This window comes from Kutzneria chonburiensis (assembly GCF_028622115.1).
Lineage (GTDB): Bacteria > Actinomycetota > Actinomycetes > Mycobacteriales > Pseudonocardiaceae > Kutzneria > Kutzneria chonburiensis.
Window position 1 is genome coordinate 9,921,790 of record NZ_CP097263.1, and the last position, 11,413, is coordinate 9,933,202.

Annotated in this window: 11 protein-coding genes; 2 read left to right on the forward strand and 9 right to left on the reverse strand. The window is 69.2% G+C overall.

The window, feature by feature from the left end:
• Window positions 1-58 precede the first annotated feature (58 nt).
• The 7 genes from M3Q35_RS46140 to M3Q35_RS46170 form a co-directional block, all read right to left on the reverse strand.
• Entirely contained in the window at window positions 59-649 is a 591-nt protein-coding gene (locus tag M3Q35_RS46140) for a GTP-binding protein (protein ID WP_273938945.1), read from the reverse strand.
• Window positions 630-1,004: a DUF742 domain-containing protein gene (locus M3Q35_RS46145; protein WP_273938946.1), complete on the reverse strand. Its 375-nt coding sequence runs from the start codon at window positions 1,002-1,004 to the stop codon at window positions 630-632. Before M3Q35_RS46145 ends, M3Q35_RS46140 begins: the two co-directional genes overlap by 20 nt.
• On the reverse strand, window positions 1,001-1,435 hold the full coding sequence (locus tag M3Q35_RS46150; protein ID WP_043717399.1) for a roadblock/LC7 domain-containing protein: 435 nt from the start codon (window positions 1,433-1,435) through the stop codon (window positions 1,001-1,003). Before M3Q35_RS46150 ends, M3Q35_RS46145 begins: the two co-directional genes overlap by 4 nt.
• A gap of 21 nt (window positions 1,436-1,456) precedes the next feature.
• Complete coding sequence (locus tag M3Q35_RS46155; RefSeq protein WP_273938947.1) at window positions 1,457-3,901, reverse strand: sensor histidine kinase; 2,445 nt, start codon at window positions 3,899-3,901, stop codon at window positions 1,457-1,459.
• A gap of 406 nt (window positions 3,902-4,307) precedes the next feature.
• The gene (recQ, locus tag M3Q35_RS46160) at window positions 4,308-6,119 is read right to left on the reverse strand and encodes a DNA helicase RecQ (protein WP_273938948.1); all 1,812 of its coding nucleotides are present in this window, start codon (window positions 6,117-6,119) and stop codon (window positions 4,308-4,310) included.
• Window positions 6,116-7,291 (reverse strand): FAD-dependent monooxygenase, encoded by a 1,176-nt coding sequence (locus M3Q35_RS46165; RefSeq protein WP_273938949.1) that lies wholly within the window; start codon window positions 7,289-7,291, stop codon window positions 6,116-6,118. Before M3Q35_RS46165 ends, recQ begins: the two co-directional genes overlap by 4 nt.
• 118 nt (window positions 7,292-7,409) lie before the next feature.
• Window positions 7,410-7,853 (reverse strand): ArsI/CadI family heavy metal resistance metalloenzyme, encoded by a 444-nt coding sequence (locus M3Q35_RS46170; protein ID WP_273938951.1) that lies wholly within the window; start codon window positions 7,851-7,853, stop codon window positions 7,410-7,412.
• 72 nt (window positions 7,854-7,925) lie between these two features.
• On the opposite strand from M3Q35_RS46170, the gene M3Q35_RS46175 reads away from it, so the two are divergent.
• Entirely contained in the window at window positions 7,926-8,285 is a 360-nt protein-coding gene (locus M3Q35_RS46175; RefSeq protein ID WP_273938952.1) for an ArsR/SmtB family transcription factor, read from the forward strand.
• Window positions 8,286-8,333: 48 nt separating this feature from the next.
• On the opposite strand, the gene M3Q35_RS46180 is transcribed toward M3Q35_RS46175, so the two are convergent.
• Window positions 8,334-10,097, reverse strand: coding sequence for a sensor histidine kinase (locus M3Q35_RS46180; protein ID WP_273938953.1), 1,764 nt, complete (start codon window positions 10,095-10,097; stop codon window positions 8,334-8,336).
• On the reverse strand, window positions 10,097-10,789 hold the full coding sequence (locus M3Q35_RS46185; protein ID WP_273938955.1) for a response regulator transcription factor: 693 nt from the start codon (window positions 10,787-10,789) through the stop codon (window positions 10,097-10,099). Before M3Q35_RS46185 ends, M3Q35_RS46180 begins: the two co-directional genes overlap by 1 nt.
• A 78-nt stretch (window positions 10,790-10,867) precedes the next feature.
• On the opposite strand from M3Q35_RS46185, the gene M3Q35_RS46190 reads away from it, so the two are divergent.
• Window positions 10,868-11,401, forward strand: coding sequence for a hypothetical protein (locus M3Q35_RS46190; RefSeq protein ID WP_273938957.1), 534 nt, complete (start codon window positions 10,868-10,870; stop codon window positions 11,399-11,401).
• The last annotated feature ends 12 nt before the right edge of the window (window positions 11,402-11,413 follow it).

The following is an 11,413-nucleotide window of genomic DNA, read 5'->3' on the forward strand; positions in this document are numbered from 1 at the left end:
AAAGCGCCGTTGGTGGCGCTGGGCGCCACTGAAGCACCAGTGGTGCCCAGCGAAGGCCCTAGGCCGGGGTGGCCTCGGGGATCTTGCTCATGGCGTGCTCGATCAGCTTGATCAGGGCCAGCTTGCTCGAATCCCGCTGCCGGGCGTCGGCGATGACGATCGGCACGCCCTCCTTGATCGCCAGGGCGCTGCGGATCTCCTCCGGCTCGTAGTGGTGCGAGCCGGCGAAGTTGTTCACGGCCACGATGAACGGGACCTCGCGGCGTTCGAAGAAGTCGATGGCGGCGAAGCTGGTGTCGAGGCGGCGGGTGTCGATGAGGACGATGGCCCCGATGGCCCCACGGGCCAGCTCGTCCCACATGAACCAGAAGCGGTCCTGGCCGGGCGTGCCGAACAGGTAGAGCACCAGGCGCGGGCTGATGGTGATGCGGCCGAAGTCCAGGGCGACCGTGGTGGTGGTCTTGCCCTCGATGCCGGCGAGGTCGTCAACGCCGGTGCTGGCCTCGGTCAACAGCTCCTCGGTGCTCAGCGGCGGGATCTCGCTGACCGACGCGACCAAGGTGGTCTTGCCGACCCCGAAACCGCCGGCCACCAGGATCTTCACCGACTCGGGGACCACGGTTGACGGGCTAGAGTGCACGGACACCATCGAGAACCGCCTGAAGTAGTTCCCGGCCCGGCGCGCGCAGCGCCTGGGCGGGAGGACGGACAACCACGTCGCCCCGGTCGATCAGGTCGCTGATCAGCACCTTGACCACGACCAGGGGCACGTTCACGTAGTGCGCGATCTCGGCCACCGACAACGCCCGGTGGCACATCTCGAGAATCGCCGCCTGCTCGGGGCCGATGCCCACCCGCTCCGCGGTGGACGGCACGGTCACGACCTGCGTGGCCACGTCCAGCCACGACGCCCCCGGCCGGGTCCGGCCGCCGGTCATCGCGTACGGGCGGACCAGCGGACCGGCGGCCTCGTCGAACCACTCGGCCTCGTTGTCGGCGGTCATGCCCGCTGCCCGCTGTCGGCTGTCGCCGCCTCTGGATTGCGCGGCGCCGAGCTGAGGTACACCCCGACCTGCTTGACCAGCAGGTTCATCTCGTACGCGATCAGCCCGACGTCAGCGCTCTCCACGGCCAGCACGGCCAGGCACGCGCCGCGCCCGGCCGCGGTGACGAAGAGGAAGGCGTGCTCCATCTCCACGATGGTCTGCCGGACCTGCCCGCCGCCGAAGTGCCGGCCGGCCCCTCTGGCCAGGCTCTGGAAGGCCGACGCCATCGCCGACAGCTGGTCGGAGTCGTCCCTGGACAGCCCGTCGGACTTGCCGATGAGCAGGCCGTCGGCCGACAGCACGACCGCGTGCCTGGCGTCCACCACCCGCTCGACCAGGTTGTCCAGCAGCCAGTTCAGATCCGTTTCCGAATGCGCCTTGTCGTTCATCAGGTCCTGACTTCCCTGTTCCTACGCTCGAGAGTCCGGGTACTCGCCTGCTTGACGGCCCTTCAGCGAACCCGCCTGGTACGCCGACATGGTGTGCCGGATCTCTTCCGGCGACCGGTAGTCGTCGTCGATCTCCAGCTCGGGCTCGTCGTCGAGATCGCCGCGCAGCTGCGGCGCCAGGCTGTTCTGGGGCTGCCGCTGGGGCAGCTGCGGGCGGATCGCGGGCAGCGGCGGTGGCGCCTCGTCCACGTCCTCCGCCTCGGGCCAGCGGGTCACGCCGGTCGGGACCGGCAGTGAGCCGGAGTCGGGGTTGAGCCGGTCGGCGATGTCGGCTCCCGGCGGGATCGGGTCCAGTGCACCGTGAAGACTCTCGGTGGTCTGAACCTTGTCGGCAAGACGCGAACGGCTCAGTGCCCAGAACTCGTCGAGCTCCGAGCTCTCCGGCTCGACGGCGGCCGCCTCGGACTCGGCGGCGGCCACCGGGTGCTGATGGGTGAGCTGCACGGTCTCCGGCGCGCGGTCGGCCGAACCGCCGCTGGCCAGGATGGACGAGGGCAGCAGCACGATGGCCCGCGTGCCGCCGTAGGGCGACACCCGGAACTCCACGTTGATCTCCAGCCGGTTGGCCAGCCGCGCGATCACGAACAGGCCCAGCCGCGAGTCGCTCTTGAGCGCCATGGCGTCGAACTCGGGGGACTCGGCCATCATCCGGTTGGCCCGGTCCCGGTCCTCCTCGCTCATGCCAAGGCCCTGGTCCTCGACCTCGACCACGGCGCCGCGGGCCACCAGCGTGCTGCTGACCAGCACCTGGGAGCGGGGCGGGGAGAACGAGGTGGCGTTGTCGACCAGCTCGGCGATCAGGTGGATGGTGTCGGCCACGGCCGAGCCGATCACCGACACGTCCGGGCCGCGCTCGACCTGGACCCGGTGGTACAGCTCGGTCTCCGACACGGCGGCCCGCAGCACGTCGACCAGCTTGACCGGCTTGCGCCAGCGCCGTCCGGGCAGCTCGCCGCCCAGGATGATCAGGTTCTCCGCGTTGCGCCGGGCCCGGGTGGCCAGGTGGTCCAGCTGGAACAGCCGCTCCAGCTGCTGCGGGTTCTCCTCGCCACGTTCCATGGTGTCCAGGATCTTCAGCTGGCGGTGCACCAGGCCTTGGTTGCGGTGGGCGATGCTGAGGAACACGTTGTGCACACCGTCGCGGGCCTGCGCCTCGGTGACGGCCGCGGTCACGGCGGTGTACTGGGCGGCGTTGAACGCGTCGGCCACCTGCCCGATCTCGTCCCGGCCGTAGTCCAGGTCGGGCATCTCGGCCCGGACGTTCACCGGCTCGCCCTCACGCAGTCGCCGGACGATGTCGGGCAGCCGGTGCTGGGCCAGCGCCAGCGCCTCGTCGCGCAGCCGGGCCAGTCGGGTGACCAGGGTCCGGTCGACCAGGGTCCGGGACACCCGGACCGCGGCCACGATCGCGCCGATGGCGGCGATCAACGCCACGATCGAGCCGATCACGACCCAGGTGAGCTGCTGGTTGGCGTCGGAGATGGCCTGGCTGGAGACCTCGTCGGCGTTGGAGATGGTCAGGTCGGTCAGCTGGTCCAGCACCTGGGTGGACAGCTGGTTCCAGGTCGCCTCGTTGACCGGCAGGCCGGCGGCGCCCTTGGTCCACACCCCGTGCTCGATCAGCGCGTTCTCGGCCGCCACCAGCTGCTTGTAGGTGTCGCCGGCGAACAGCGCCTGGAACTTGCCGCGGATGTCGGGCCGCAGGAACGGCACCGACTTGTCCAGCTCGGCGTGGTAGGTGCCGACCAGGTTGGTGAAGGCCCGGAAGTCCTCGGGGGCCAGCGCGTTGGCCGCGAACCCGGCGGAGACCAGGGCGGCGCCGCGGGACATCTGGTCGGTGGCGCGGAAGACCTCGGTGGTGGTCGCGCCGTCCAGCGCGACGCTCACCACCGGAAGAATGCGGCCCTGGGTGTCGAACAGGCTCGACGCGTTGTCGAGGAGCGTGTTGTAAAAGGTATAGACCTCAGCCTTGTCGATACTCTTCGTGTCGATCTGTGCACGGATCTTGGGCAACTGATCGATGCTCGCGTACAACTTCTGCGCACTGGCCCCGACCTCGGGCGGCGCACTCGACAGCACCGCCTCCGATGCCGTCCGCATCGCGGCGAAGGACTGGTCGGTCTGCTGCTCCTGGTTGTGCAGGTCGGTGGTGCCGGTTGCCGGTTTGCCCAGATAGGCCATGCCGAGCTGGCGCTCTTTCTCGGCCGAGACCAGGCCGGTCACGGCCGGAATGGAGATGTCCCGCACACTGGAGACGACGGCTTTCACGTAGAATGCGTCGAACACCAGGTAGGCCGCGCCGACCGTCCATAGCACGATCAGCGTGATGCTGGGGATCAATACCGCGCCGACAAGCCGTGACCGGATCGACTTGTCGTCTTTGCTGGAATCACTCTTGTTCTTCACGGCGCTCCATGACCGACCCCGGGGTCCGGGCAGGCGGTCTCTGTCGGCTTCGACTGGTCCGGTTCTACGACAGCTGTTCCTACCTGGTGGATAAGCCTGCGACTCACGGACACGGGCCGATCGCACACGTCAGTGTTGATCATCCCGCGGCCGAGAAATTTAGCAGATCCCGCAACGCCGCCCAATGGGCCTCCGGACGGCCATCAGGGCATTCGGCAGCTACTGCGATGAACGTACATCACCTTGCGCCGAACGGTCGCCTCGGGTTGGGTCGCGCTATCGCTATCCGGCAAGAACTGCACTCGGCCGCGCAACCGGTTCACTCCTTCGGCGGTGTTCGGGCAAAGATCAACACCGCTAAGGGGAAAGGCGTCTTCTTCTGGTTGACAGCCATCGTTCGCAGCCGCTATGCGCCGTCCGAGAGGGCATCGAGAATGGCCTGTCCGTACTTCGCCAACTTGTTCTCGCCGACGCCGCTCACGGTGCCCAGTTCGGCCAGCGAGCCCGGCGCCTCAGTGGCGATCTGTCGCAGCGTAGCGTCATGGAAGATCACATAAGCGGGCACTCCCTGCTCACGCGCGGTTGCAGCGCGCCACGAACGCAATTGTTCGAAGATCGACGCCGCCTCCGCCGGCAATTCGACCGCGGCACCTTTGGCCGGGCGGGCGGCCTTGGGCGGTTTGGCGGCGGTCTCCCGGCGCAGCCGGACCTCGCGCCTGCGCCCGAGCACCTCGCCGCTGGCCTCGGTCAGCGACAACGTGCCGTAGTCGCCCTCCACCGCCAGCAGGCCCTGGGCCAGCAGCTGCCGCACCACACCCCGCCACTCCGACTCGTTGAGCTCGGTGCCGATGCCGAACACGGTCAGCCCGTCGTGGTCGTGCTGGATGACCTTGGCCGTCTTGCGGCCCAGCAGGATGTCGATCACCTGGCCGGCGCCGAAGCGCTGCCGCCGCTCCTTGTCCAGCCGGAACACCGCGGACAGGAACTTCTGCGCGGCCACCGTCCCGTCCCATGACTCGGGCGGCGTCAGACAGGTGTCGCAGTTGCCGCACCGCTCGGTCAGGGTCTCGTTGAAGTAGGCCAGCAGCCCGCCGCGCCGGCACTCCACGGTCTCGCACAGCGCCAGCATCGCGTCCAGGTGCTGGCCCAGCCGCCGCCGGTGGGCGTCGTCGCCCTCGGAGGTGTCGATCATCTTGCGCTGCTGGATCACGTCCTGCAGCCCGTAGGCCAGCCACGCCGTGGACGGCAGCCCGTCCCGGCCGGCGCGGCCGGTCTCCTGGTAGTAGCCCTCGACCGACTTCGGCAGGTCGAGGTGGGCCACGAAGCGCACGTCCGGCTTGTCGATGCCCATGCCGAAGGCGATGGTGGCCACCATGACCAGGCCGTCCTCGCGCAGGAACCGGGCCTGGTTGGTGGCACGGGTCTGGGCGTCCAGCCCGGCGTGATAGGGCAGCGCGTCGATCCCCTGCTCGGTCAACCACTCCGCGGTTTTGTCCACAGAGGACCGGGAAAGGCAGTAGACGATGCCGGCGTCGCCCTTGTGCTCGTTGCGCAGCAGCTCCAGCAGCTGCCGCTTGGGCTCGTTCTTGGGCACGATCCGGTACTGGATGTTCGGCCGGTCGAAGCTGGCCACGAAGTGCCGGGCCTGCTCCAGGTTGAGCCGGCTGGCGATCTCCTTGCGCGTGGCCTCGGTGGCCGTCGCGGTCAACGCGATCCGCGGGATGTCCGGCCAGCGCTCGTGCAGATGGGACAGCTGGAGGTAGTCCGGGCGGAAGTCGTGGCCCCACTGGGAGACACAGTGCGCCTCGTCGATGGCGAACAGCGAGATCTTGCCGCGTTCCAGCAGTCGCGGCGTGGACTCCATGCGCAGCCGCTCCGGCGCCAGGTAGAGCAGGTCCAGCTCGCCCGCCACGTAGAGCGACTCCATCAGCTGCCGCTCGCCCGGATCCTGAGTGGAGTTCAGGAAACCGGCCCGCACGCCCAGCGCGTTGAGCGCGTCCACCTGGTCCTGCATCAACGCGATCAGCGGCGAGATGACGATCCCCACGCCGTCACGAGCCAGCGCGGGGATCTGGTAGCACAGGGACTTTCCACCGCCGGTGGGCATCAGCACCAGCGCGTCGCCGCCGGCCACGACGTGCTCCACGATCGCCTGTTGATCGCCGCGGAAGGAGTCGTAGCCGAAGACGGTGCGCAGTACCTGAGCCGGATCACTCACGCCGCCCGAGTGTAGTCCGGTAGCGTCAGCGAGTCGGCGGAGCGGTTCACCAGCCACGTCAACAGGCCGGTCATCGGCCGGGTGTTGAGCACGCGGTACACGTACTTGCGGCCGCGGATGCCGCGCGCGGTGCCCGGCGCGAAGAAGCCGCCGCTGTGCCTGGCCTGGTTCTGGCCCATCTTGGCGCTGGGTCGGATGATCTCCTCGTACGCCGCGAAAGCCTTGTCGTGGCTGGATTTCGCGGCCAGCTCGCCGGCCAGCACGTAGCCGCCGATCATGCCGAGGCCGGTGCCGCCGCTGCCGGGGCCGCCGGCCCACGCCGCGTCGCCGACCAGCACGATCCGACCCGTGGACCACTTGTCAAGTCGGATCTGGGTGAGCGAGTCGAAGAACAGCGTGTCGGCGTTCGCCAGGCCGTCCAGGATGATCGGGATCTCCCAGCCGGCACGGCGGAACTTGTCGGTCAGGATGCGCTTCTGCTGCCCGATGTCGTGCCGGTCGTAGGTCAGCGGCTCGGAGGCGAAGTACATGGCCACGCCCATGGTGTCCTGGTCGAGGTGGCTGGTGACCATGGCGCCGATGCCCGGCTCGGAGTACATCTGGCCGGCGTGGTCGAGGCCGATGTGGTTGGGCACGGTGAAGTACGCGACGTAGTAGCCCAGGTCGGTGGCGAAGTCCCGCTCCGGGCCGAAGGCCAGCGCTCGAACGCCCGAGTGCGCGCCGTCAGCTCCGACGACCAGGTCGAACGTCTGCGGGGCACTCTTGGCGAAGGTCACGTCCACACCACCGGCGTGCTCGGTGAGCGACGTGATCTTGTCGCCGAAGACGTACTCCACCTTGTCCCTGGTGTGTTCGTACAGCACGCGGCTCAGGTCGCCGCGCGGGATCTCCACCTCGCCGCTCATCACCGCGGCCGGCACCTTGGCCTCGGGCCGGCCGTCGCGATCGACGATCGTCACGTCGCCCATCTGCGTGCTGAGCGCCTCGATCGCCGGCAGCACGCCCATCTTGCGCAGGATCTCCAGCTGCTCGCCGCGGAAGTCGACCGCCGACCCACCCTCGCGCAGCTTGTCGGCCTGCTCCACGACCGTGACCTCGAAGCCGTGCCGCCGCAGCCAGTACGCGGTGGTCGGGCCGGCGATGCTCGCTCCGGAAACCAGGATCTTCGTCATTTCTGCCTCCTCGGTCGGTGTCTGGACACACCTTCGAGCGAGGCGCTGACCATCGGCTGACCGTGCGCTGACGGTGCCGTGGCTGACTGTCAGCGGGGCTGTGACCTGCGCTGATCGCTCAGGAGCAACAGCCGGTCGGTGTGGTCTCGGTGCAGCACGTGGCCGGCGACAGTTCGGGGTCGGCGCCGTAGGTCGTGGAGTCGTCCTTGACCACGTACACCTCCCACGGCTCCTGGCCGGGTCCGTGCACCCAGACCTTGTCCTGCACCGCGTAACAGCAGGTGGTGTCGGTCTGCACGTCGGTGAACAGGCCCAGCGCCGACAGCCGCTCGGTCGCCTCGGCGACCTGCTCGGTGGACTCGACCTCGACGCCGAGGTGGTCCATCACCGTCTCCTGGCCGGCTTCGCCCTCCAGCAGGACGAGCTTGAGCGGCGGCTCGGCGATGGCGAAGTTGGCGTAGCCGGGGCGGCGCTTGGCCGGCTCCGCGCCGAACAGCTTGCGGTAGAAGGCGATCGAGGCTTCCAGATCGGCCACTCGCAGGGCCAGCTGCACACGGGACACGGGATCCTCCTTGGATAGACGTTCATCTAAACAGAGATTGCTCGCTGCTTAGATGTCTGTCAAGATAGAGATATGTCGAAACAGCTGCCGCTGGTCGAGCAGTCGCTGTGCTGCTCGCCGCTGATGCGCCAACCGCTGTCCGAGGACCAGTCCGCGGAGTTGGCCCGGGTGTTCAAGGCGCTCGGCGACCCGGTGCGCCTGCGGCTGCTGTCCCTGATCGCCTCCCACGCCGGCGGCGAGGCGTGCGTGTGCGACCTGACCGACGCCTTCGACCTGACCGGGCCGACCATCTCCCATCACCTGAAGGTGTTGCGGGAGGCCGGGATCATCGACGGCGAGCGGCGCGGGACCTGGGTCTACTACCGGGTGCTGCCCACGACGTTGCAGATGCTGTCGACCGTGCTCATGGCGCCCGGGTCGGTGACCACGTGACCGCTGTGGACGACGGCCAGCACTACGGCGTCTGGCGCGACGTCGTCCTCATCGAGCGTCGCGGCTCTCGTTGACCGTGGGCAGCCGGACCGTGAACCGGGAGCCCTCACCCAGCACGCTCTCGGCCGTGACGGTGCCGCCGTGGGCCTCCACCAGCTTGCGCACGATGGCCAGACCGAGTCCGCTGCCGCCGGTCTGACGGTTGCGGGACTTCTCGGCCCGCCAGAAGCGGTCGAAGACGTGCGGGAGGTCCTCTGCCGCGATACCCGATCCAGTGTCGCTGACCGCAATCACCGTGGAGTTGGTGGCGTGGCGGCTGACCACCCGGACCACGCCGCCCGGGCCGGTGTGCCGGACGGCGTTGGTGACGAGGTTGTCGACGATCTGCCGGAGCCGTACGGGATCGGCGTCGACATCGCCGTCGTCGGCCTCGCCGGCCAGCTCGACCCCGGCGGCGTCGGCGCGGGCCCGGTGGGCGGCGCACACCTGCGTGGTCAGCTCGGTCAGCGACACGGGCTCAGGATGCAGGCGCAGCGTGCCGGCGTCGGCCTGAGCCAGGTCCTGGAGGTCGTCGATGATGTGCTGGAGCTGCATCGCCTCCTCCAGCAGCGACGCGATCAGCGCCTCGTCGGGCTCGCTGACGCCGTCCTGGGTCGCCTCCAACCAGCCCCGGATGTTGCTGAGTGGGGTCCGGAGCTCGTGGGCGATATCGCTGATCAGGTCGGTCCGCAGGCGCTCGACCTGGGCCCGGGTCGCGGCCATGTCGTTGAACGCCCCGGCCAGGCGGCCGATCTCGTCCCGGCGCTTCACGTCGACCGTGGCGTTGACGTCGCCGTCACGCATGCGCTGCGCGGCGGCGGTCAGGGCCCGCAGCGGCTGGGTGAAGCGCCGGCCGGCCAGCAGGGTGACGACGATCGTCACGAGCAGGACGCCACCGACGGCCAGCCCGATGCGGACCTTGTTGCCGGCCGACAGGTCGAACGGGTTCGGCGTGACCGAGCCGCCGGGACTGGTCACGAACAGCAGGGCGGCGGGCGCGACGAACGGCGTCAGCTGCTCGTGCCGGCCGGTGGTGACGCAGTCCTGCACCCGCTGGTCGTTCTGCGCCGGCGCGACCTCGCTCGGGGCGGCCTGCGTGGTCCGCGCCTGCCACGAGAAGTCAAGGCCGACGTCGACCGGGGGCAGCTTCTGTCGGGCCAGGCACTCGTTGACCAGGCCGTCCAGCTGGTCGAGGGCGGCCTGCTCGGACTTGACGGGCTGGTTGAGCGTCTTGGCGCAGGTGCCGGCGTCGGGGCTCTGGATCCGCGGCCGGCCGCTGGGCAGCTCGGTGACGGTGCCGACCGCGCCGCGGTTGCGCACGCAGTCCAGCGCCCGGTGGGCCAGCGCGTCCAGGAAGGCGATGTCGTCCTGGCTCAACGCGTACGGGCCGATCGCCGTCGGGGAGATGCGGTCCGGCCCGGCGTTGACCAGGCTCGGGTCGACCGACAGCGCGTCGACGCCGGCCGAGGCCGAGGTGGGCAGCGGAGCGTTGCCGGGCTCGGAATCGATGATGACGTGGCGGTTCTGGTCGGTCAGCACGATCCGCCGGCCGAGCTCCTGCGCCAGCACCGTCACCTGCTGGCCGACGCCGTCCCAGCTCGGGTGCCGGGCCGCGTAGCCGACCAGGTCGTCGTAGATCTGGTTGCCGGAGCTGATGGCCTGCCCCTGCTCCTGCTGGATGGCCACGCTGGTGGTCTGGATGGCCAGCCAGGCCGTGGCCGCGATGGAACAGGCGGCGACCACAATGGACAGTGCCAGCAGCCGGGTCAGCACTAGGGCCTCTCCTCGGCGGTCAGCTTGTAGCCGACCCCGTACACGGTGACCAGCCGGACCGGGCGGCGCGGGTCGGGCTCGATCTTCTTGCGCAGGTTCATCACGTGCACGTCGATCGTGCGGTCGGTGATGTAGCGGTCGAAACCGTGCAGGCGGGCCAGCAGCTGCTGCCGGGTGAACACCCGGTCCGGTTGCCCGGCAAGGGTTTCCAGCAGCAGGAACTCGCCGGGCGTGCACTCGACCCGCCGGCCGTCGCTGGTCACGATGTGCCGTCCGGGATCGATGACGATGGGGCCGACCCGCAGCAGCTCGTCCGGCTCGGCCGCGCGCCGGCCGCGGCGCAGCAGGGTCCGCACCCGGGCGACGAGCTCGCGTGGGCTGAACGGCTTGGTCATGTAGTCGTCGGCGCCCAGGTCCAGGCCGAGCAGCAGATCGTCCTCGGTGGACCGCGCGGTCAGCATCAGCACCAGCACGTCCGATTCGGACCGCAGCACCCTGATCACGTCCAGACCGTCCACTTTGGGCATCATGACGTCCAGCACCAGCAGGTCGGGCCGGCTGGCCCGGACCGTGTCGATCGCGGCCCGGCCGTCGCCGACCACGACAACCGTGTGTCGCTCACGCTCGAGATAGCGGCGGACCAGCTCCGCCTGCTTCTCGTCGTCCTCGGCCAGCACGATGTGGGCGCACATGGCACCGATGATAGTTCCGCCACGCGGAAGCCACCGGATCCTGACAAGTTCCACACAACCGTCGGTGATGGTGTCGGCATGAGCAAACTCCTCGGCCTGGCGGCGCTGGCCGTGGTGTTGGGCGCATGCTCGACGACCGCCCCGCCGCCACCGCAGGTCGCGTCCATCGAAGGCGGCAGCGCCGCGCCGACCACCAGCGCCACGAGTGTGGCCGGCCGTCCGCAGTGGCGGCTGGACAGCACCGACGAGGAGGTCAAGAAGCTCTGGTTCGCCTATTACGCCTGCCTGGGCGAACACGGGCACAAGATGATCCCGGAGCGGGGGTCGCCGGACCAGAACAGCCACACGCCGCAGGACAAGGCGGCCGAGGACGCCTGCCTGCACACGATGCCGCTGGAGCCGGACGAGCTGGACAAGTCCAAGAACCCGCACTTCCTCGACGACTACCACGTGTACATGAAGTGCCTGACCGACAAGGGGATGCGGGTGCACGCCATCGACCCGTTCGGCACCGGCTGGACCTTCGACGACGGCGTCACGCAGACCTTGTCCAACGACCAGCAGATCAAGGTCGAGCACGACTGCCAGGCCCAGTCGTTCGCCAACCACTGAAGGAGAACGGGA